Origin of the sequence: Azospirillum thiophilum (assembly GCF_001305595.1) — a bacterium.
Lineage (GTDB): Bacteria > Pseudomonadota > Alphaproteobacteria > Azospirillales > Azospirillaceae > Azospirillum > Azospirillum thiophilum.
In genome coordinates this window covers 938,476-959,465 of the sequence record NZ_CP012401.1, presented here as the reverse complement: position 1 = coordinate 959,465, position 20,990 = coordinate 938,476, and the positions used below count along the sequence as shown (strand labels likewise).

At 68.3% G+C, this 20,990-nt stretch carries 23 protein-coding genes and 1 tRNA gene; 18 read left to right on the top strand and 6 right to left on the bottom strand.

Annotated features, from left to right (window positions below; translation table 11 throughout):
- Window positions 1–123 precede the first annotated feature (123 nt).
- Entirely contained in the window at window positions 124–672 is a 549-nt protein-coding gene (gene ddpX, locus AL072_RS04340) for a D-alanyl-D-alanine dipeptidase (RefSeq protein ID WP_045581365.1), read from the bottom strand.
- 177 nt (window positions 673–849) lie between these two features.
- Here ddpX and tsaB point away from each other — a divergent pair, with 177 nt between their 5' ends.
- Both tsaB and AL072_RS04330 read left to right on the top strand, forming a co-directional pair.
- Window positions 850–1,575: a tRNA (adenosine(37)-N6)-threonylcarbamoyltransferase complex dimerization subunit type 1 TsaB gene (gene tsaB, locus AL072_RS04335; RefSeq protein ID WP_045581366.1), complete on the top strand. Its 726-nt coding sequence runs from the start codon at window positions 850–852 to the stop codon at window positions 1,573–1,575.
- On the top strand, window positions 1,572–2,072 hold the full coding sequence (locus AL072_RS04330) for a GNAT family N-acetyltransferase (protein ID WP_045581367.1): 501 nt from the start codon (window positions 1,572–1,574) through the stop codon (window positions 2,070–2,072). The genes tsaB and AL072_RS04330 overlap by 4 nt, the downstream gene beginning before the upstream one ends.
- Before the next feature lie 3 nt (window positions 2,073–2,075).
- Here AL072_RS04330 and AL072_RS04325 read toward each other — a convergent pair whose 3' ends face one another.
- Window positions 2,076–2,330 (bottom strand): sulfurtransferase TusA family protein, encoded by a 255-nt coding sequence (locus tag AL072_RS04325; RefSeq protein WP_045581368.1) that lies wholly within the window; start codon window positions 2,328–2,330, stop codon window positions 2,076–2,078.
- A gap of 89 nt (window positions 2,331–2,419) precedes the next feature.
- On the opposite strand from AL072_RS04325, the gene AL072_RS04320 reads away from it, so the two are divergent.
- The 7 genes from AL072_RS04320 (at window position 2,420) to AL072_RS04290 (ending at window position 7,020) form a co-directional block, all read left to right on the top strand.
- Window positions 2,420–2,833 (top strand): Ros/MucR family transcriptional regulator, encoded by a 414-nt coding sequence (locus AL072_RS04320; RefSeq protein ID WP_014249126.1) that lies wholly within the window; start codon window positions 2,420–2,422, stop codon window positions 2,831–2,833.
- Between the two features lie 314 nt (window positions 2,834–3,147).
- The gene (locus AL072_RS04315; protein ID WP_082108859.1) at window positions 3,148–4,032 is read left to right on the top strand and encodes a GNAT family N-acetyltransferase; all 885 of its coding nucleotides are present in this window, start codon (window positions 3,148–3,150) and stop codon (window positions 4,030–4,032) included.
- Between the two features lie 7 nt (window positions 4,033–4,039).
- Window positions 4,040–4,927, top strand: coding sequence for a lysophospholipid acyltransferase family protein (locus tag AL072_RS04310; protein WP_045581369.1), 888 nt, complete (start codon window positions 4,040–4,042; stop codon window positions 4,925–4,927).
- Between the two features lie 47 nt (window positions 4,928–4,974).
- Window positions 4,975–5,048 (top strand) — tRNA-Gly (locus AL072_RS04305).
- A 203-nt stretch (window positions 5,049–5,251) separates the two neighbouring features.
- Complete coding sequence (locus AL072_RS04300) at window positions 5,252–5,527, top strand: hypothetical protein (RefSeq protein WP_045581370.1); 276 nt, start codon at window positions 5,252–5,254, stop codon at window positions 5,525–5,527.
- Window positions 5,528–6,215: 688 nt separating this feature from the next.
- Window positions 6,216–6,659, top strand: coding sequence for a ferritin-like domain-containing protein (locus AL072_RS04295; RefSeq protein ID WP_045581371.1), 444 nt, complete (start codon window positions 6,216–6,218; stop codon window positions 6,657–6,659).
- 124 nt (window positions 6,660–6,783) lie between these two features.
- Window positions 6,784–7,020: a hypothetical protein gene (locus tag AL072_RS04290; protein ID WP_045581372.1), complete on the top strand. Its 237-nt coding sequence runs from the start codon at window positions 6,784–6,786 to the stop codon at window positions 7,018–7,020.
- Window positions 7,021–7,062: 42 nt separating this feature from the next.
- Here AL072_RS04290 and AL072_RS04285 read toward each other — a convergent pair whose 3' ends face one another.
- Window positions 7,063–7,293 (bottom strand): DUF1289 domain-containing protein, encoded by a 231-nt coding sequence (locus AL072_RS04285; protein ID WP_045581373.1) that lies wholly within the window; start codon window positions 7,291–7,293, stop codon window positions 7,063–7,065.
- Between the two features lie 9 nt (window positions 7,294–7,302).
- Between AL072_RS04285 and AL072_RS04280 the strand changes: the two genes are divergently transcribed.
- Window positions 7,303–9,000 carry a hypothetical protein gene (locus AL072_RS04280; RefSeq protein ID WP_144428147.1) on the top strand — a complete coding sequence of 566 codons (1,698 nt, stop codon included), beginning with the start codon at window positions 7,303–7,305 and terminating at the stop codon, window positions 8,998–9,000.
- A 69-nt stretch (window positions 9,001–9,069) separates the two neighbouring features.
- Here the strand turns inward: AL072_RS04280 and AL072_RS04275 are convergent, their stop codons facing one another.
- The 3 genes from AL072_RS04275 to AL072_RS04265 form a co-directional block, all read right to left on the bottom strand.
- A complete protein-coding gene (locus AL072_RS04275; RefSeq protein ID WP_052709944.1) occupies window positions 9,070–9,852 on the bottom strand; it encodes a DUF1003 domain-containing protein in 783 nt (260 codons plus the stop codon).
- A gap of 273 nt (window positions 9,853–10,125) precedes the next feature.
- A complete protein-coding gene (locus tag AL072_RS04270) occupies window positions 10,126–11,949 on the bottom strand; it encodes a phosphoenolpyruvate carboxykinase (GTP) (protein ID WP_045581375.1) in 1,824 nt (607 codons plus the stop codon).
- A gap of 499 nt (window positions 11,950–12,448) precedes the next feature.
- Window positions 12,449–13,276 (bottom strand): HugZ family pyridoxamine 5'-phosphate oxidase, encoded by an 828-nt coding sequence (locus AL072_RS04265; RefSeq protein WP_245636757.1) that lies wholly within the window; start codon window positions 13,274–13,276, stop codon window positions 12,449–12,451.
- 298 nt (window positions 13,277–13,574) lie between these two features.
- Here AL072_RS04265 and AL072_RS04260 point away from each other — a divergent pair, with 298 nt between their 5' ends.
- The 8 genes from AL072_RS04260 (at window position 13,575) to ptsP (ending at window position 20,987) form a co-directional block, all read left to right on the top strand.
- Complete coding sequence (locus tag AL072_RS04260) at window positions 13,575–14,270, top strand: response regulator transcription factor (RefSeq protein WP_045581377.1); 696 nt, start codon at window positions 13,575–13,577, stop codon at window positions 14,268–14,270.
- The gene (locus tag AL072_RS04255; protein ID WP_045581378.1) at window positions 14,242–15,981 is read left to right on the top strand and encodes a stimulus-sensing domain-containing protein; all 1,740 of its coding nucleotides are present in this window, start codon (window positions 14,242–14,244) and stop codon (window positions 15,979–15,981) included. Before AL072_RS04260 ends, AL072_RS04255 begins: the two co-directional genes overlap by 29 nt.
- Window positions 15,982–16,306: 325 nt before the next feature.
- Window positions 16,307–16,651 (top strand): hypothetical protein, encoded by a 345-nt coding sequence (locus tag AL072_RS04250; protein ID WP_245636755.1) that lies wholly within the window; start codon window positions 16,307–16,309, stop codon window positions 16,649–16,651.
- Between the two features lie 228 nt (window positions 16,652–16,879).
- The gene (locus AL072_RS04245; RefSeq protein ID WP_045581379.1) at window positions 16,880–17,338 is read left to right on the top strand and encodes an HPr kinase/phosphorylase; all 459 of its coding nucleotides are present in this window, start codon (window positions 16,880–16,882) and stop codon (window positions 17,336–17,338) included.
- A complete protein-coding gene (gene rapZ, locus AL072_RS04240; RefSeq protein WP_045581380.1) occupies window positions 17,335–18,303 on the top strand; it encodes an RNase adapter RapZ in 969 nt (322 codons plus the stop codon). The genes AL072_RS04245 and rapZ overlap by 4 nt, the downstream gene beginning before the upstream one ends.
- A 110-nt stretch (window positions 18,304–18,413) precedes the next feature.
- Window positions 18,414–18,812, top strand: coding sequence for a PTS sugar transporter subunit IIA (locus AL072_RS04235; protein ID WP_012972697.1), 399 nt, complete (start codon window positions 18,414–18,416; stop codon window positions 18,810–18,812).
- Window positions 18,813–18,823: 11 nt separating this feature from the next.
- Entirely contained in the window at window positions 18,824–19,126 is a 303-nt protein-coding gene (locus AL072_RS04230) for an HPr family phosphocarrier protein (RefSeq protein WP_045581381.1), read from the top strand.
- A complete protein-coding gene (gene ptsP, locus AL072_RS04225) occupies window positions 19,116–20,987 on the top strand; it encodes a phosphoenolpyruvate--protein phosphotransferase (protein ID WP_045581382.1) in 1,872 nt (623 codons plus the stop codon). The genes AL072_RS04230 and ptsP overlap by 11 nt, the downstream gene beginning before the upstream one ends.
- Window positions 20,988–20,990: the final 3 nt, after the last annotated feature.

Below are 20,990 nucleotides of genomic sequence, written 5' to 3'. Positions count from 1 at the left end.
GCCGCTTTCCGGCTGAGGGCTGCGATGCGATGCGCGCGTGCAACAATGGACTGCCGCCACGGCGGAAAACCGCCCGGTGGCTGCTGCCAGCCGGCCCCTTTCCGGCGAGATCGGGGAGCGGTCCTACATCAGCCTCCCGCCCGCGGCGGCATCGGTCAGCAGCGGGTAGCGTTCGGCGTCCGGCAGCTGATAGTGCCACCATTCCGATGGGTAATGCTCCCAGCCGGCAGCGGTCATCACGCCCAGAAGCAGGGCGCGGTTGCGCTGCTGGTCCGCCGTCAGGTCGCTGCGGCCATGGTGGGACCGCTCGGTCATCGCATCGAACCCGGTGCCCATGTCCAGCGGCGTGCCGGCGGCGTCGACCAGCGTCAGGTCGATTGCCACGCCACGGGTGTGGTTGGAGCCCAGCCGCGGGTCGGCGATGTAGGTCGGGTCGGGAAAGGCGTGCCAAAGCCGCCATTGCGCCTCGGCCGGGCGGAAGGCATCGTACACCCGCAGCCGGCAGCCGATGCCGCGCGCCAGCCGGATGGCGTCGGCCAGCCGGCGGGCGGCGTCGGGATGCAGCAGGCACACGGGCGCGCGGTAGATCGGGGCGCCCGACAGGTTGTCGGCGGTGGCGTAAAGCAGCTCCAGATCGATGTCGAATGCCGGAGGCACGATTTCGGTCAGCATGGAATGGGCAGCCGTCGGCGTATTTATCGGGATGGCCGTCGTCTAGCATGGCTGCGGAGCCTTCTGCCATGGTCGCGGGGCTGCCATGCCCGCTGCGGCCTGCGCTGCGGGATTGTGCCCGGTCCGGGTTCTGTGATGAAGGGATGCCGCGGTTTGAGCGTTTGGGAAGATGGGGCGATGAAGGTACTGGGTCTGGATACGGCGACGTCCGGCTGTTCGGCCGCTCTGTGGGAAGGGGCTGCTGAGGGCGCCGGCCTGGGACGATCCGCGCGGGTGACCGTGCGGCGCAGCGCCCCGATGGCGCGCGGACAGGCGGAGGTGCTGGTGCCGCTGGCGCAGGAGGTGCTGGCGGAGGCCGGCGCCGGCTTCGCCGATCTCGATCGCATCGCCGTCACCATCGGACCCGGCGCCTTCACCGGGCTGCGCATCGCGCTGGCCGCGGCGCGCGGTATCGCCGTCGCTCGGGACATCCCTGTGGTCGGCATCACCAGCTTCGACGCCATCGCCCATGGCGTGCCGGAAACGGAACGCGCCGGCCGTCCCCTGCTGGTCGCCGTCGACAGCCGGCGGGCCGAACCCTTCCTGCAACTCTACGACGGGGCGCTGGCGCCGCTGGGCGACCCGGCGATGCCCGACCCGGCGGCGATCCCCGACTGGCTCGCCGCACTCTGCCCGCCCGGGCCGCTGCTGCTGGCCGGCGATGCCGCCGCGGCGCTGGCGCCGCTGCTGACCGGCCGCGCGGAACTGGCACTGGCCGCCGGTGACGGACTGCCGGATGCCGCTGTGGTGGCTGCGCTCGGGGCCTGCCGCCCGGCAGGGCTTCCGGTCGACCCTTTCTACCTGCGTCCGCCCGACGTCACGCTGCCGAAAGCGGGTGCGCAAGGCGGGAGAGCCGGGGCATGAGCGCCCATTCCGTCCCTGCCCCGCTCCCCTGCCCCGCCGCCATCCGTCTCCATTGCGCCGGTCCGCTGGAGGCCGTGGTGGTGGCGGCCCTGCAGCGGGCCTGCTTTCCGGAAGACCCGTGGGACGACGCCTCGGTCGCTACCCTGACCGCCCCACCCACCGGCTTCGCCGTCATCGCGCTGGATGGGCAGGAGCAGCCGGTCGGTTTCGCGATGGCCCGTGTCACGGCGGAGGATGCGGAGATCCTTGCCATCGGCGTGCTGCCGCAGGCCCGGCGGGGCGGCATCGGCCGGTGTCTGGTCGAGGCGGTTGCCGCCGGGTCGCATGGACGGGGAGCGACTGCGCTGTTTCTTGAAGTCGCCGAAGACAACCAAGAGGCTTGGACTCTATACAAGGTCTGTGGCTTCTTTTCGGTCGGCCGACGTCCCGGATACTACAGGCGGCGCGACGGCCGGGTTGCGGCGCTTGTCCTGCGCCGCAATCTCGACGGGGCATAGGGGTTAATTTTTCCGCACGATCAGGCGGTGGATACCCTCCGGTTCATCCTTTCGTTCGGGTTGGACAGACAGAATGCTGTGTCCCAATTCCGACAAGGATCGTGGAACGTTTTCCAAGGGTTCACCCGCATTGAGCCGGACTTCGAGGGTCTGCCCCGCGTCCATCCGTTCCACCATCAACTTGGTCTTGACGAAGGTTAACGGACAAACCTGCGAGGTGATGTCGAGAAACAAGTCTGTGGAGCTTTTTTCAGCCACCGATTCCTCTTTGTTTCAAAGGATGGATATTGCACGCGGCAGAAAACCTCTTTATATGGAGAGGTACGAATGCCGCGGAGCAAGCTTACATGAGCAACGGGTCCCCTTCCAACGCGCTGTTGTCTCTGACCACGGAGATCGTGGCGGCGCATGTCTCCAACAATACAGTCGCACTGACCGATCTTCCGACACTGATCGAACAGGTCTACAAGTCGCTGGCCAACGTCGGCACCGAACCGGTGGTGGCGGAAGAGCGGCCACAGCCGGCCGTGCCGATCAAGAAGTCGGTCACGCCCGACTATATTGTGTGCCTGGAAGACGGCAAGAAGCTGAAGATGCTGAAGCGCCATCTGAAGACGGCGTACAATATGACCCCAGAAGAATATCGCGATCGCTGGGGCCTGCCGGCCGACTACCCGATGGTGGCGCCGAACTATGCCCGCCAGCGCAGCTCGCTGGCCAAGCAGATCGGCCTCGGCACCCGCGCCCGCCGCGGCGCCTGAGCTTCGAAGCCGGCCGCCAGGGGCGGCTGCATGGCGGCCGGGCTCCGGAACGGGTTCCTTGCTCCATGCCCGCTTCCCGCCCGCCGCGACTTCCGGCGGGCTTCCGGCTGTTGAGGCATCCCTTGCGGCAGCGTGCCTTGTGTGGCGGCAGGCATGACCGGATCGAGACGCTGCATGATGCCGGTTGACCGGCAACCGGCGGATCGTGTTATGCCTTGCGTTGCGTGCGACGCAGATCGTTCCGACGCGGCCGCCCCGGCCCGGCGGCGGCCGGCGTGGCGCATCGTCCCGAACCATCGCAGCGGACCGTCGACATGGCTGATGCAAGCTTGGACCAGCCGGACCTGACCCGGACGAGCCCTGAGCGTGGCGAGGAGTCCGTACCGGAGGCTCTTGGCGCCAAGGTGACGGACGGCATCCGGCTGGGCACCCTGGAGGTGCGGCTGGCGCAATCCGCTGCTGAGATCGACTGGGCGCAGGCTTTGCGCTATCGCGTCTTCTACGAAGAGATGGCGGCGGTCCCCTCTCCGGCGATGCAGGCTGAGCGCCGGGATTTCGACGATTACGACGGCGTTGCCGACCATCTGCTGGTCATCGACCACGCCCGCGGCAACGGTCCCGACATGGTGGTCGGCACCTACCGCCTGATCCGGCGGCCGGCCGCCGAGAAGGTCGGGCGCTTCTATTCCAGCGACGAGTACGACATCGGCCCGCTGCTCGCCTACCCCGGCGAGATCCTGGAGCTGGGGCGGTCCTGCGTCGATGCCGGCTACCGCTCGCGCGGCAGCATGCAGCTGCTGTGGCAGGGCATCGCCGCCTATGTCTTCCAGCATGACATCGCCCTGATGTTCGGCTGTGCCAGCCTGCCGGGTACCGATCCCGATGCCCTGGCCGAGCCGCTGGCCTACCTGCACCATCATCATCTGGCCCCGCCGGATCTCCGGGCAAGGGCGCTGCCGGAGCGCTATGTCTCACTCGACCGGATGGCGAAGGATCGCGTCGACCCGAAGCGGGCTCTGAACGTGCTGCCGCCGCTGATCAAGGGCTATCTGCGCCTGGGCGGCTTCATCGGCGACGGCTCGGTCATCGACCACCAGTTCAACACCACCGATGTCTGCATCGTCGTGAAGACCGATCTGATCACCGACAAGTATTTCAAGCATTACGAACGTCGCAGCCGCGACAGTCAAACCGGCTGAGGACGTCATGAACCGAACCGCGCGCGCCCTCGGCTCGTCCGGACGCGGGGCTTTGCGCCTGACGCTGTACCTGGTGTGGACGCTGCTGCTGATCCCGCTCCAGGCGTTGGCGGTTGCGCGGGGCTGGCGGCTCTGCCGCACCCTGCCGCCCTTCTATCACCGGATCTGCACCCGGTTGATGGGGCTGGACGTGGTGGTGCGCGGCGAGCGGGCGGCCGGGGGGCCGGTTCTGTTCGTGTCCAACCATTCCTCCTACCTGGACATCACGGTGCTCGGCTCGCTGATCCCGGGGTCCTTCGTCGCCAAGACGGAGGTCGGGAGCTGGCCCTTCTTCGGCGTGCTTGCCAGGTTGCAGCGCACGGTCTTCGTGGAGCGCAAGGCGCGCTCGACGGTCGACAAGCAGCGCGACGACATGGGTGGGCGGCTCGATGCCGGCGACAGCCTGATCCTGTTCCCGGAGGGCACCTCCAGCGACGGCAACCGTACCCTGCCCTTCAAGACCGCCCTGTTCGCCGTCGCCGCCCGGCGCATCGACGGCCGTCCGCTGACGGTGCAGCCGGTCAGCATCGCCCCGACCCGGCTGGACGGCATCCCGATGGGCATCGCCTTCCGCCCTTTCTATGCCTGGTACGGCGACATGGATCTGGTGCCGCACCTGTGGCAGGCCTTCCGCCTGGGCGGCATGACGGTGGAGGTGGAGTTCCATCCGCCGGTGACCATCGACGGCTTTTCCAGCCGCAAGGCGCTGGCCGACCATTGCCAGCGCGTGATCAGTCAGGGTGTGGCCCGCGCCATATCCGGCCGTACCGACGTTCAGCCCCCTGCCAAAGGAGCCGCGCCGCCCGCTCCCGCTCCCGCTCAGCCCGCCAGGGATCCGGCGCACGGGAGTGCTTGATTCCGCTCTTGTGTCCGCCGGGGCAGTCGCCTATAAACAGCGGGCGCGCGGGTGTAGCTCAATGGTAGAGCAGAAGCTTCCCAAGCTTACGACGAGGGTTCGATTCCCTTCACCCGCTCCAGATGTCGCGCTGACCTGCGGCTTTTTCCTTCTCTTGAAATTTTGTGCCGAAAAAGAGCGGTTCGCGCCGATGGGCGTGAATGGGCGCTCTCTTTTGCGTTGGTGTCTTCTCCGATGGGGCGGTTGCCGGGGGTGGGCAGGATCGCTGAGGCTGGGTGGGGTCGTCCGCCGTCCGGAAGGCCGCCATCCGGAAGGGAAACACCCATGCCGCCCATCGAACGAGCCCGACGCCTGAGCCGGTCCCTGCAGGCGCGCTTCCGCATCGACCTGTTCTCGGCCCTGGTGGAACGGGATTTCGAACGCCGGCTGGCGGAAGTCATCCTGGAGGCCGAGCGCGAGGCGTATCGGCGGGGATGCGAGGCGGCCTTGGCCGGAATGGCCGGCCCCGCCACTGCCAATCCCGGGGAGGATGCGGCGGTCAATCCATCTCCGGCAATGGATAAGGGTGCGCGGGCGGCTGGGATGCCCATGACCATGTGAGGCCGGCCCGTTCGGCGCAGCCGTAATGCCAGGGGCGCTGGTCGCCGTGCCCGGCCCAATGCGGGTCGCCGACACGGATCGGCCGCCCGCAGCCACAGCAGGGCGGGCCACTCCGCCCGGTCCGTCCGCCGGATGCGCGCACAGCCCCGGTCTTCGCTGGCTTTGGTTCCCATCCCAGGGACGCGGGATGCCGTCCATACAGCGCCATTCTCGAATTCCCCGTTTTCGACGATCCTCCGATCTCGACCCGAACACATCGATGACAATGCGATCGTGGCGGAGTGAGAATGCCTATGCGAGGCCATATTGCCAACGGCAAGGATGGACAGGATCCAACCCGAAATCGCCTATCCGGTTCGTTATCAGGCGGTGTCTTCCTGTGGCCGGATCCGGAACGGGCCGAGAGTTAGAACAATAATCACGGCGTCTTTCGTGTGACCTTCCGTGATCGATCGGTCCGGCCGTCGAAGATCCGGCTCCAGTCGTCTTTCGGTCCTTTTCCAGTCATACAACTGTCACCACCCGGTCGACGGCTCCGGCCTTGTGCCCGCCCTGCCCCCTGCCCTGGCCGCTCCCGCCGCATGGCGAAGGCCGGGCCTGTCCCGATTGCCCCCGGCGACCGGCGGGAACATTCGGGCCGGCGTCCGGGTTGTGGCAACGACGGGGATGCATGGGAGGACCTGCCGCTATGGAAAAAGACGCGATCGTCGATACGCTCAACGATCTGATCCGCATCGTCGAGGACAGCCACGAAGGCTACCGGCAGGCGGCGGAGTCCGCCCAGGACGAGGACCTGAAGGCCTTGTTCAACGATCTTGCCGCGCAGCGCGGCGCCATCGTGCGCGAGATCCAACGGCTGGTGGCCGAACAGGGCGGGGCACCCGACATGGGCGGCACCATGATGGGCGGAGCCCACCGCTTCTTCCTCGGGTTGAAGTCGGCCGTTCTCGGCCATGACCGTGCCGCCATCATCGCCGAGGTCGAGCGCGGCGAGACGGAGTGCCTGCGCCGCTATGACGAGGCGATGGCGAGGGAGCTTCCCCTGCCCATCACCGCGGTGATCGCCCAGCATCTCGACCGCATCCGGGTCGACCGTGATCGCATGGCGGCCCTGCGCGGGGTGGTGGCGTGATGGTGCGTCGCAGCATTGCCGGGGGTCGGGAGCGGGCGTAGGCTTTCCCGGTGTGGTCCTGCCACAGCACCACCGCCCATCCGGCTTTGGTGGCCGGATGCCGGTTCCACCTGGACATGGATTGATGAACAGCGAAAAACCGAACACAGACCCGGTTGCCAACGAACTGGTCACGAAGGGCGCCTTCGCCCTCTACCACGCCGAAAACGCCCACCGCGTGGCCGAGTTCAAGAAGTCCAAGAATGCCGAAGCGGCGATCGCCGCCGATTTCGACGCCTACCGCTCCCGCTATCTGCGGAAGTTCAGGGACGTCTTCGACAGCCTGTCCGAACAGGGCCTGACCGTCACCCGCGCAGTGTGATCCGGGGCCAAGCGCGCCAGTCCGGCCCCGTTCGTCCCGGCCTCATTCACCCTGACGTCCCGGCCCCCCGATCCCCGCCGCTGCCGCACGGCGCCGGTCCGCCGCGGCCAGCACCGCGAGGCGCCCGGCGGGGTCGAGCACCCTCCAGGCGATGATGTCGTCGAGCTTGCGGTAACAGCCGACGCAGACGTCCGACTGGTCCAGCGTGCAAAGCCGGATGCAGGGGGACGGCACATGGTCGCCGGGCGGCGTTTCAGGCGGTGCTTGCATCATGGCGCGACTGTGCCAAAGAGCGCGCCGTCGCGGCAAGCCCTCCGCACCCAGTTCGAAATCGAATGGGAAAGCGGCCGGCTGGCCGCTATACTGCGCGCCATGGCCCGCATGCTGTTCCTTCGCGACATCGACGCCGACGTGCAACTGCGCTGTTGCGCCTGTGGGCATGGCGGCGTGCTGCCCCGTGCCATGCTGGAACGGCGTTTCGGCCCCAACTACCCGGTGTTGTCGATCGCGCCGCATTACCGCTGCTCGCGGTGCGACTCCCGCGACACCGAAAGCCGGCCGATCGTGGCCGAACCACCGGCCGCGGCGAACGGGGAGCCATCCTTCGACGCTCCGCTGGCAGCGCTGAACGGCCTGCTCGCATCGCTGCGAGGCGAAACCGGCGATGCCGAGCCGGAGGCGCCGCGCGGCAAGCCGGCCCACCCGCTGTCCGACCTTCCACTGTCTGACCTGGTCGCCGACGGCCCGGCCGGGGATGGGGCCGATCCGCTGTGGGAACCCGTCTCGCTGGCCGACATGGCGGCCCGCCTGGGGGATGCCCGGCCCTCCGACGAGGATGCGGCAGGTTGGGACGATCTCCCGGCCAAGGCGCCCGTGCGGCACATCTCGAAGGCCGCCGCTGCTGCTGCCGACGACGAGGACGAGGCACTGACGGCGATGCGCCGGTTGCTGGATCAGGCCGATTGGTCGGACGAAGCGCCGGACGAACGGGACGTCGCTGACGGCCCCTTCGGCGGCGAGGATGCCGGCGAGGAGCCGCTGGCGGCCTTTTCGCACAAGGTCCTGGTGCGCAACGATTTCGAGGATGAAGCGGCGGACGAGGACTTCGCTCCCTGGCGGAGGATGGTCGCCGGCGGTGTCCCGGACGAACCGGAAGAGGACGATCCGGAGGACGAACACGGCGACGACGAACATGACGGCGAAAACGGCGAGGACGAGCCGTCCGATGACGATATCCTGTCCTTCGCCATCCGCGACCCGGAAAGGCCCGTGCAGCGCCCGGCCGGGCCGGTGGGGAAGCCGCCTGCGCAACGACCCGGCGCCGGTGAACCGCTCGACTTCGACCAGCACCGCGCCGAACGGCGCGCCCAGCGCCCGCCCCCGCCACCCGAGGACGAGGGCGGCTTCGACCGGACACTGGCGGCACTGCGGTCGATGATCGAGGATGCGGCGAACGATTCCGACGACGAGGCGCCTCCCATGCCGCGCAAGATGCGTGGTGCCGGGAAGACGGCCGATAAGGCAGCCGGAAAGACGGCTGGCCGGGAGGAGGCTGACCGGGGGAAGGCTGATCGGGAGGAGGCTGGCCGGGAGGACGGGGAAAGCCTGCGGCCCGGCCGGGATGCCGCCGGCGATGGCTGGCCGGTGGCGAAGGCCGATCCGGAACCGGAGGAACTCCCCCCGGAGCCGGCGCCGTCCGGCCGCCGTTCCGCCCAGGAACGCGAAATCGAAGAGGCGATGAGGGCTCTGCGCGGGCTGATCGAGGAAGAGATGCCGCTGGAACCGCCACCGCCGCCGCCGCCGGCACCGTCGAAGCCCCGTGCCGGCAAGCAGCGCCCACCGGCCCTCCCCGAGCCGACGATGACGGAGAATGATGTTCCTCCGCATGGCGGCAAGCCGGCCGCCGAACCGACTCCCCTCAGCAAGACCATCGCCGCCCTGCGCGGCATGCTGGAACTGGACGGCCGCCGCAAGCGGTGACACCGGCAGGCGCCGGCCGGTAGGTGGTTCCCTGAAAGTTCTGCCGGGCCTGCGGCAGAGGACGGCCGTTCACCTCCGCAGGCGCTTTTCCTGCATGATCTCCAGCTGGAGCTGCTGGATTTCGGTCAGGCGCTGCCATTGGCGCTGGATCAGGTAATCCATCTTCTCGTGCAGGTGCCGGATTTCCAGCTCGGCCTTCAGATTGACGCGGTAGTCGTTTTCGGAGCGCAGGCGGTCCTTCGATTCCTGCCGCTTCTGACTCATCATGATGACCGGAGCCTGGATGGCGGCGAGGCAGGACAGCACCAGGTTCAGCAGGATGAAGGGATAGGGATCGAAGGCCCGTGTCTCGCCTTCGATCATGTTGACGATCATCCACAAGCCGAGGAAGAAGCCGAAGGAGGTCAGGAAGGCCCAGCTGCCGCCGAAGCTGGCGAGGCCGTCGGCGAGCCTTTCGCCCAGCGTGCGGTGGTCGTCATATTCCTCTTCCGGATTCTCGGCCAGGGTGTCATGGCGGGCGAGGCTTTCGGCGACCTCGCGGTCCAGCTCGCTCAGCTCGCCATGCTCGGCCTGCAGCAGTTCGGCGACATAGAGTGAGCGGTAACGCGCCAGCTCCTGCCGGCTGATCTGGGCGTCAGGCTCAAGATGCGGGTGGTCGAGGCGGATGCGGTCGGCCAGGTTGGGGCGCAGGGCGTCCAGCGCGATCAGGTCGCGCTTGGGGCGCCGCTTGCCGCTGACTGCGCAGGACTGCCGCTTGGACAGGGTGTCGGCAGCATCCTCGTGGTTTTCGGCAGCGAGGTTCGGCACGACGGATTCATCGCCGTCCTGCGGTGGATCCTGATGATCGGTCATGATGTCGCCCCCCTGGCATGTGCGATCCGGCGCGGGCGACTTTATGCCCGATCATTTTGACAAGCCGGTTAAATCGCTGAAAGACAGCGGAGCCGGACCAAGGGAAAAACTATTGGGAAGGCTGGGGACTCGTCCCGCCGCTGGAACGGCCGGCCGGCCGGCTGCCGGGAAAGGATGACGGCGCGTTCATCATCGCCCGCCAAAGGAAAAAGGGGCCGCCTTGCGGCAGCCCCCTATCCTTACCTGTGTGGTGTTTTCCGGCCGGGACCGGTGTCAGCCGATGCGCCAGACATCCGGGCTGGTTTCCAGACGCTTCAGGACGGCCACCCGCTGCTGCTCGATCTCCTCGGGCAGACGGTCGCCGAAGCGGTTGAACAGCTCCTCCTGGTCCTTCGCCTCGGCTTCGGCCTCCTTGCGGTCGATGTCCATGATCTTGGCGAACTTGTCGGCTGGGAAGTTCAGGCCCGACCAGTTCAGATCCTGGTAGCGCGGCGAGTAGCCGAAGGGCGATTCGGCGACGTCGCCGGCCCGCCCGCGGACGCGGTCGACGATCCATTTCAGGACGCGCATGTTATCGCCGAAGCCCGGCCAGACGAACTTGCCGTTCTCGTCCTTGCGGAACCAGTTGACGCGGTAGATGCGCGGCAGGTTTTCCACCTTGTCTTCCATCGACAACCAGTGGTTCCAGTAATCCGCCATGTTGTAGCCGCAGAAAGGCAGCATGGCGAACGGGTCGCGCCGGATGGCGGCCTGGCCGACGGCGGCGGCGGTGGCCTCCGAGCCCATGGTCGCGGCCCAATAGACGCCCTCGCGCCAGTTGTAGGCCTCGAACACCAGCGGGAAGGTCTTCGACAGGCGGCCGCCGAAGATGAAGGCGCTGATCGGAACGCCGGCCGGATCCTCCCAGGCCGGGTCGATCGACGGGCACTGTGCCGCAGGCGCGGTGAAGCGGGAGTTCGGATGGGCGGCGGGACGGCCGGACCCCGGGGTCCAGTCCTTGCCCTGCCAGTCGATCAGGTGTTCCGGCGCCTCGTCCGTCAGGCCTTCCCACCACACGTCACCGTCGTCGGTCAGCGCGACGTTGGTGAAGATGACGTTGTGGTCCAGCGTCTTCAGCGCGTTCGGGTTCGACTTGACGCTGGTGCCGGGGGCGACGCCGAAGAAGCCGGCCTCCGGGTTGATGGCGCGCAGCGTGCCGTCCGGCTGCGGCTTGATCCAGGCGATGTCGTCGCCGATGGTGCGGACCTTCCAGCCCTCGAACTCCTTCGGCGGCACCAGCATGGCGAAGTTGGTCTTGCCGCAGGCCGACGGGAAGGCGGCGCCGACATAGGTCTTCTCGCCGGTGGGGCTTTCCACGCCCAGGATCAGCATATGCTCGGCCAGCCAGCCCTGTTCGCGGCCCATGGAGGACGCGATGCGCAGCGCGAAGCACTTCTTGCCGAGCAGCGCATTGCCACCATAGCCGGAGCCGTAGGAGACGATGCGGTGCTCTTCGGGGAAATGGACGATGTACTTGTTCTGCGCGTTGCAGGGCCACGGCACGTCGGCCTGGCCGGGCTCCAGCGGGGCGCCGATCGAATGCAGGCAGGGAACGAAATCGCCGTCGCCCAGGATGTCCAGCACCTTCTGGCCCATGCGGGTCATCAGGCGCATGTTGACGGCGACATAGGGGCTGTCGGAGATCTGCACGCCGATATGCGCGATGTCGGAGCCGAGCGGACCCATGCTGAACGGCACCACATACAGGGTGCGGCCGCGCATGCAGCCCTCGAACATGGCGTCCAGCTTGGCCTTCATCTCCTCCGGGGCCATCCAGTTGTTGGTCGGACCGGCCTCCTCCCGCGTGCGCGAGCAGATGTAGGTGCTGTCCTCGACACGGGCGACGTCGCCCGGATCGGAGCGGCAGAGGAAGGAGTTTTGGCGCTTGGCCTCGTTCAGGCGGATGAAGGTGCCCGCTTCCACCATCTCGTTGCAGAGACGGTCATATTCCTCCTGCGAGCCGTCGCACCAGTGAACGCGCTCCGGTTGGCATTTCAGCGCGATCTCCTCGACCCAGGCCAGGAGCTTCTTGTTCCGCGTCCGCGTATGTCCAGTCATGTCGTCCCTCTCGAAGGCTGGGCCGGTATCGCCGCGCCGGGCGCGCCCTCTGCGGGCTCCCGCAGCCGATCCGGCCGTTCTTTCGTCCGTAGTCGTGTCAGATGGAAAGCAGTCGCCGCGTCAGCGCGGCGCCGGTCCGAACGGGCGGCCGGGCCGGCAGCCCGCCGCGGCCCGCGGCACCGGAAGGGCGCGGTGACGATACGGTGCGAAAGGCGGTCCTGAAGCGACAGGTCTGGGGGCCGATGGCCCGGACGGGAAACGGGTCGATCCGTTATGGTCCACTGAAGTGTTCTCCTGGTTGCGCTGGTCGCACGCCGCTTTCTTGTTTTTGGTGCGGCGTCCGTGAGATGTCGAAGCGACCTCTCGGCTGGTCGTTCGGGCTGACGGTTGGCTGCTCGTCTCTCTCGGTCTTCGGTTCTTTTTTCGTCGGCCGTTCTGTCGTTTCTTGTCGGTCGGCGTTTTTTGTCGCTTGCCGTTTCTTGTCGGTCACCGGCCCCGGTCACCGGCCTTGGTGGCGGGGGCCGTCAGGGCCCTCCGTCTCCCCGGCTGTTGCGATCCCGGATGTTGCGTCTCCGGTTGGTCCCGATCCGTCCTGCGGCCCGGCCAGCAAGTGCAGCGCCAGTTTAGCCGATTCGGGGTCCTGGATTCTCTGCTCAAAATCGACGCGGGCGACGTACCCCCCGCGTCGCAGGTCGCATCCCTCCGGATCCACGCCGGTCACGCTCCAGCCGTCCGCCGCTCCGTTTGCGGAGGGGGCCAGCCGGGAGCCGTACCCCTCGGCATTCAGGCGGCCGATCAGATCGGCCTCCGCCGCCGCCAGGGCGGGAGCGGCGCCGGGGAAATCCAGCTCGGCAGCGGACAGCCAGTGGATGCGGCCGAAGCCGGCGACCAGATGGGCGCGTTCCACCGAGACGCGGTAGATCGCGAAGTCGGCGAAGCCGGCATAGAGGGCGGCATCGGGATGGCGTCGCAGGTAGCGGGCGCGGTGTGCCGGATCGTCCGACCGGGTGGCCCGGCCCAGCACCGACAGGCGGGCGCCGGTCAGCGGCCGCTCCAGCCCGGCGGTGCCGTCGAACAGCAGGCCGACCCGGTCATCGGCCAACAGGTTGCGCGTATGGTCGGCAAGCGTCGACAGCAGAAGCAGCGGGCTGCCGTCCTGGTCGAGAGCCACCAGGACCAGCGAGGGGTAGGGCCAGCCGGCGGCATCGGCCGGGCTGTCCACATCGGCCGGGCCGTCCGCCGTCCGCTGCGCGGTCGCCAGCGCGGCGCGGTCGCAGGCGCGCATCAGGCGCCGGGCGCGCTCGGCCGGTGACGGGCCGGCAGGCAACGACGTCGCGCCCTCTCTCCCGTCGGAAGCAGTGCCGGACGGAGATGAGGCAGGAAGGGCGTTCGAAAAACTCATGCCGAAACGAGTGCGTTCTCCCGAGCAGCGCCGTTGTCCGGTGCCGCATTGACGCCATATTGGACCATGCAAATGCTGCGGGAAAAGAGAAAACTGCCGCTGCAGGCCGGACTCTGGCATAAGTATTGGAAAGACCACTCGTCCTATGCCTGATGTTTCCGCTAACATTACTGGCTCCTCCCGCAACCCTCCCTTCCCGCCCCATCAGGAACCCATTACGACCATGGCCCACACCGTCGCCCTGGTGGATGACGACCGCAACATCCTGGCCTCGGTCTCCATCGCCCTGGAAGCCGAAGGATTCGACGTGCGCACCTATACCGACGGCGCCGAGGCGCTGCGCGGCCTGACGCAACGCCCCCCCGACCTCGCCGTGCTCGACATCAAGATGCCGCGTATGGACGGGATGGAGTTGCTGCAACGTCTGCGTCAGACCAGCCAAATGCCCGTCATCTTCCTGACCAGCAAGGACGACGAGCTGGACGAGCTGATGGGCCTGCGCATGGGCGCGGACGACTACATCAAGAAGCCCTTCTCGCAGCGCCTGCTGATCGAGCGCATCCGGGCGCTGCTGCGGCGCGAGGCGCTGCGTGGCGAGACCGCCGACGCCGATCCAGGCCAGATCGTCACCCGGGGTCCCCTGCTGCTGGACGGCGCCCGCCATGCCTGCAGCTGGAACGGCCAGCCGATCGACCTGACGGTGACCGAATTCCTGCTGGTCCGGGCGCTGGCCCAGCGGCCGGGGCATGTGAAGAACCGCGACCAGCTGATGGACGCGGCCTATGGCGAGCATGTCTATGTCGACGACCGCACCATCGACAGCCACATCAAGCGGCTGCGCAAGAAGTTCAAGGCCGTCGACCCCGACTTCGCCCAGATCGAAACGCTCTATGGCGTCGGCTACCGGTACAAGGAGTAGCGCGGTGCCGGCGGCCGGCGGCGGCCGGTGGCGGCGCGGCGTGTCGCCGCTGACGCTGCGCATCCTGGCGGTCAACGTCCTGGCGCTGCTGGTGCTGCTGGCAGGCCTGCTCTATCTCGGCCGCTACCAGGACCGGCTGATCCAGGCCGAGACCGAGGCGCTGGCGACCGAGGCGCGCATCTTCGCCTCCGCGCTCGGCGAGGGGGCGGTGAACCGCATCCTGACCGCCCCGTCCCCCACCGGCGACGAGAGCGGCGAACGGTTCGAGCTGGCGCCCGAGCTGGCCCGGCCGATGATCCGCCGGCTGGCCGAGGCGACGGCGACCCGGACCCGGCTGTACGACATCGAGGGGCACATGCTGTCCGATAGCCGCGTGCTGGTCGGATCGCAGGGGCGCATCGAGATCCGCGAGCTGCCGGCCCCCCCGGCGGGCGACCCGGTGTCGCGCGCGATCAACGACCTCTACACCCGCTTGATCGACGTGGTGCCGAGCCGCGAAGGGCTGCCCGCCTACCGGGAAGCGCCCGGGCAAGCCAACCCGGACGTGGAGCGGGCGTTGGGTGGCGAGGCCGCAGCCACCGTCTGGCAGGTGGAGCGCGAAGGTGCCGGCGACGGGGTCGGGCCCGAACTGCTGCTGACGGTGGCGGTGCCGGTGCAGCGCTACCGCGAGGTGTTGGGCGCGGTGCTGCTGACCCGCGGCGGCGGCGAGATCGACCGCGCCATCCGCTCCGTCCGCTTCGACATCCTGCGGGTGTTCGGGGTGGCGCTGCTGGTGACGATCGCGCTGTCCTTCTATCTGGCCGGCACCATCGCCCGGCCGATCCGCAGGCTGGCCCAGGCCGCCGACCGGCTGCGCACCAGCCACGGCCGCCATGCCGGCATCCCCGACCTGACCCGCCGCGGCGACGAGATCGGCGAGCTGTCCGGCGTGCTGCGCGAGATGACCGACGCGCTGTGGACGCGGATGGACGCCATCGAACGCTTCGCCGCCGATGTCGCCCACGAGATCAAGAACCCGCTGACGTCGCTGCGCAGCGCGGTCGAGACCGCCGGCCGCGTCAGCGACCCGCGTCACCGCGACCGGCTGATGGCGATCATCGCCGACGACGTGCAGCGGCTGGACCGGCTGATCAGCGACATTTCCAATGCGTCGCGCCTCGATGCCGAGCTGTCGCGCGCCGAGCCGGAACCGGTGGACATCGGCTTGCTGCTGACCATGCTGGCCGAGATGCGCCAGACGATGGCGGAAACCGTCGATGACGCGGCGGACGGCGGGGCCGGTGGACATCGGCTTGGCCCGCCGCCGGCGCCGCGCGTGGTGGTGGAGGTGCCGGCGGGCGAAAAGCTGGTGGTGCCGGGGCTGGAAGGACGGCTGACCCAGGTGTTCCAGAACCTGATCGACAACGCCCTGTCCTTCTCGCCGCCCGAAGGCACCGTGCGGCTGAGCGCAAGGCGCCATGGCCGGACCGTCACGGTCGTGGTGTCGGACCAGGGGCCCGGTATCCCGGCGGGTAAGGAAGAAGCGATCTTCGACCGCTTCTATACCGAGCGCCCGGCAGGCGAAAAGTTCGGAACCCACTCCGGTCTCGGGCTCTCGATAGCGAAACAAATAATCAGTGCCCACAATGGTTCGATCTATGTGCGAAATCGTCATGCGCAGGAGGGGCGGATCGACGGTGCCGACTTCGTGGTGAGCCTGCCATTGCTGTAATCCGCATCGCGGAAAGACGGACAACATTGCAACTGGGCAGTGGACAAGCCGGCTATATCCACCGATCATGCCCAAGGTCGTTCTCGCTTGCCGGCTGATGCGGCGACCGGGCCATGGCGGTCCGGTTGTTCAATCCTCGCTCCATACGGTGACCGACGGGTGTCCATCCCCAGGACTCAAAAGATGTGGGGTTGCCATGCCTGATCCAGTTCCGCCCGAGTCGCCTGAGGCCGTTTTTCCCACATCCGTTCCATCCATATCCGGTTTGCTCCCCACCGGCCGCGATCCCTTGCGCTCCTTCCCGGACAAGGCATCCGGAGACAAGGTGTCCGGAAACGCCGAGGTCGTCGACCTGCGCCGCTACCGGCTGGCCCGGCTGATCCGCGATGCCGGGCGGCAACAGGGGGAACTGGCGCGCCTGATGCGGGAATCCGCACAGGAGCGGACCCAACTGGCGGAAGCGCTCCAGGGCGCGCAGCGCCACCTCGCCAGCATCGCGGACAACTACAAGGTCCTGCTGGTTCGGCTGAAGCGGGAAAAGGACTTCCGCGATGCCTGCCAGGAGGCGACGGAATTGGACGATCTGGACGAGATGATCCGCCGCCGCGACGCGCTGGCCGAGGAGCTGGAGGCCATCCGCCGCACGGCCCGCGGGACGGCCAGCGCCTGAGTATCGGTCTTGGCCGGGTAAGCTGGCGATCCGCGTGCCCGACCGGTGTGCTCGATGTGTGCATTCTATGCCTGCGTTCCATGGACGTGTCGGCGAAGCCTCCGCCGATGCCGAAAGAACGGTCGGAAGCGGATGGGGGATCCCGGTCAGGTTTCCCCGCCTGACCCGCCGGATGACCGTTCCGTTTCCATTGACAGAACCGGCGGCACGTCTCACCTTCGCCAGACTATGGTGACGATTCACGGCACCTGCGTCTTGCTCTCCGATATCGGCGTGCTGCTGCGCGGGGAGTCCGGACGAGGAAAATCCGATTTGGCCTTGCGACTGATCGACGGTGGCGCCCGGCTGGTCGCGGATGACCGGGTCATGCTGTCCGGCGATTCCGGCCGCTTGACCGCTTCCGCCCCGCCGGCCCTCGCCGGGCTGCTGGAGGTGCGCGGCGTCGGCATCCTGCCGGTTCCGTCCGCCGCATCGGCCGAAGTCGGGCTGGTCGTCGATCTCGTGCCCCGCGATGCGGTCGACCGCCTGCCGGAGGCGGAGGTCGACACGCTGCTGGGTATCGCCATGCCGCGCCTGGGCCTGCACGCCTTCGACGCTTCCACCCCCGCGAAGATCCGTCTGGCGGTTGCCTGTCTGCGCGACGGGCGGCTGAACAGGGTTCCCGCCAGCCAGCCGGCCCTGTCATGACCCCTGACGCGGCGTCCGATTCCGCTGCTGCCGATGCTGGCGATGCCGCGGTCACCGCCCGCGGGCGCGTCGTGCTGGTCACCGGCCTGTCGGGCGCCGGCATGTCGGTGGCGCTGAAGGCGCTGGAGGACCTCGGTTACGAGGCGGTGGACAATCTGCGCCTGTCGCTGGTCCGGGCCCTCATCCGGCAGGCCGACCCCAGGCGCCGGCCGCTGGCCCTGGTGATCGACAGCCGCACCCGTGACTTCTCCGCCCAGAATTTCCTGGATGAACTGGAGGAACTGCGCCGCCGCGACGACCTGGAGGTCAGCCTGGTCTTCCTGGATTGCGGCGACGAGGTGCTGCAGCGCCGCTTTACCGAGACGCGCCGCCGCCACCCGCTGGCGGAGGACCGCACCGTTCCCGACGGCATCCAGCGCGAGCGCGCCCTGCTGTTCCCGTTGCGGGAAGAATCCGACGTCACCATCGACACGACGCAACTGTCCATTCATGATTTGCGGCGCATCCTGTCCGGGCATTTCAAGCGTGACGCCCATGCCGCATTGCAGGTGTTCGTGACCTCCTTCTCCTTCCGCCAGGGCCTCCCGCGCGAGGCCGACCTGGTCTTCGACGTGCGGTTCCTGGTCAACCCCCACTACGACCCGGAGCTGCGGCCGCTGACCGGCCTCAATCCGGCCGTCGCCGCACGGGTGGAGAGCGATCCGGATTTTCCCGCCTTCTTCCGCAACCTGACGGAGTTGCTGCGTCCGCTGCTGCCGCGCTACAACCAGGAAGGCAAGAGCTACCTGACCATTGCGATCGGCTGTACTGGCGGCAAGCACCGCTCGGTCTTCGTCGCCGAACGGCTGGCCGGCTGGCTGAAGGAGCAGGGGCTGCGGGTCAATCTGAGCCACCGAGAGCTCGACCGGCAGGGCCTGCGGACCGGTGCGGGGCCGGCAGGCACGGCGGGCGGCAACCTTGGATGATGCAAATTGCGCCTTGACGACCATACGTCCAACCAACGATCCAGAAGCGATGCGGGTAGCAGCCGCACGGCGCAGGTCTCCGGGGAGGACCCAACCTTGAAGGATGTCCCATGATCGGTATGGTTCTTGTCACCCACGGACGGCTGGCCGAGGAATTCATCGCCGCATTGTTCCATGTGGTGGGCGAACAGCAGCAGGTGCGTGCCGTATGCATCGGTCCGGAGGACGACATGGAACAGCGCCGCCAGGACATCCTGAACTCGGTGGCGGAGGTCGACGACGGCTCTGGCGTGGTGGTGCTGACCGACATGTTCGGCGGCACGCCGTCCAACCTCGCCATCTCCATCATGGACAAGGCGAAGGTCGAGGTGATCGCCGGCGTCAACCTGCCGATGCTGATCAAGCTGGCCAGCGTGCGGAAGACCGAACCGCTCGACAAGTCGGTGATCGCCGCCCGCGACGCCGGCCAGAAATACATCAACGTCGCCTCCACCCTCTTGTCGGACTGAAGCCGCCTGCAATGAGCCACCCGGACGACACGGCGCCCGCCGACGGCGAACTCCGCCGCACCGCCACCATCACCAACCAGCGCGGCCTGCACGCGCGCGCCTCGGCCAAGTTCGTCAAGCTGGTCGCCACATTCGACGCCGAGATCTCGGTGCGCCGCGGCGAGTCGGTCGTGTCGGGCGAGTCGATCATGGGGCTGATGATGCTGGCCGCCGGCCCCGGCACCACGGTGGAACTGCGCGCCATGGGCGTCCAGGCCGACGCGGCGATGGCTGCCCTCCTTGACCTGATCAACCGCAAGTTCGATGAAGAGTGACCTGCCCCCGGCCGGCCCGGCCAACGGCCCCGTTGCCGGTCCCGACCGCGGCGGCCCTAGCGGCGGACACGCGCCCTCCCCGTCCGGCGAAGGCTTCGGCGGCGGCGGCGGCGGCGTTGCGCGCGCGCTGCGCGGGCTGGGCGTGTCGCCCGGCATCGCCATAGGCCCCGCCCATGTGGTGGAAAGCGGCGCGGTCGCCATCCCGGAATACAGCGTCGAACCCGATGCGATCGAGGCCGAGGTCACCCGCTTCAACGAGGCGGCCACCAAGGCGCGGCGCCAGATCAAGAAGCTGAAGAGCAAGGCGCTGGTCCTGCCCGACTCGGCGTCGGAGGAAATCGGCTTCCTGCTGGACGCCCACCTGTCGATGGTCACCAACTCGCGGCTGACCCGAGGGGTCGAGCACCGCATCAAGAAGGAGCGCATCAACGCCGAGGCGGCCATCCAGGCGGAGATCGCCGCCATCGCCGCGACCTTCGCCGCCATGGACGACGCCTATCTGGCCGGCCGCATCGACGACATCCGCGAGGTCGGGCGGCGGCTGACCCGCAACCTGATGAAGCAGGAATACCGGGCCTTCAGCACCCTGCCCCCCGGCAGCATCATCCTGGCGGAGGAGCTTACCCCCGCCGACACCGCGCTGCTCGACCCGACCGTCGTCGTCGGCTTCGCCGCCGTGCTGGGCGGGGCGGAGGGCCACACGGCCATCCTCGCCCGCTCGCTCGGGCTTCCGGCGGTGCTGGGCGCGCCCGGCCTGCTGGCCGGCGTGCGCAACGGCGTGACGGTGATCGTCGACGGGCTGCAGGGCCGCGTGCTGATCGATCCGCCGGCCGATGTCCTGGCCGATTACAGCGAGCGCCGCGCCGCGCGCGAGCGCGAGCGCCAGGGATTGAAGAGCTTGCGCAAGCTGCCCGCCGTCACCCGCGACGGCACCGCCGTGACGCTGATGGCGAACCTGGAGCTGCCCCGCGACCTGGACCACGCGCTGGAGCATGGCGCCCAGGGCATCGGCCTGCTGCGGACCGAGTTCCTGTTCATGAACCGCGACCATCTTCCCGACGAGGATGAGCAGTACAACGTGCTGCGCACCATGATCGAAGGGATGGGAGGCCGCACTGTCACCGCCCGGACGATGGATCTGGGCGGCGAGAAGCTGGCCGGCTGGATGGCCGGTCGCTATGGCGAGCCCGCCAATCCGGCGCTCGGCCTGCGGGCCATCCGGCTGGGGCTGCGCGAACCGAAGCTGCTGGAAACCCAGCTCGCCGCCATGCTGCGCGCCGGTGCCCACGGGCCGCTGCGCATCCTGCTGCCGATGATCGCGTCGGTCGCCGAGGTGCAGAAGGTGCGCGAGATGATGGGGCAGGCCGCTCGCCGGCTGCGCCGCCGCGGCGTCGCCATCGCCGACCCGCTGCCGCCGGTCGGGGTGATGGTGGAGGTGCCGGGAGCGGCCTTGTCGGCCGACGCGCTGGCCTATGCCGCCGACTTCTTCGCCATCGGCACCAACGACCTGACCCAATACACGCTGGCGATCGACCGTGCCGACGAACAGGTTGCCACCCTCTACGATCCGCTGCACCCGGCGGTGCTGCGCCTGATCCAGTTCACCATCGAGGCGGCGCTGCGTGCCCGCATCACCGTGTCGGTCTGCGGCGAGATCGCCGGCGATCCGCGCTACACCGCGCTGCTGCTGGGCCTGGGCGTGCGCGAACTGTCGATGGCCCCGCTGGCGGTTCCGGCGGTCAAGAAGCGCATCCGCTCCATGGACCTGATGGAAGCCAGCCGCCGCGCCCATGTCATCATGGACCAGAGCGACAGCGGGCGCATCGCCACCCTGCTGGACGATTTCAACGCCATGGCGTGACGC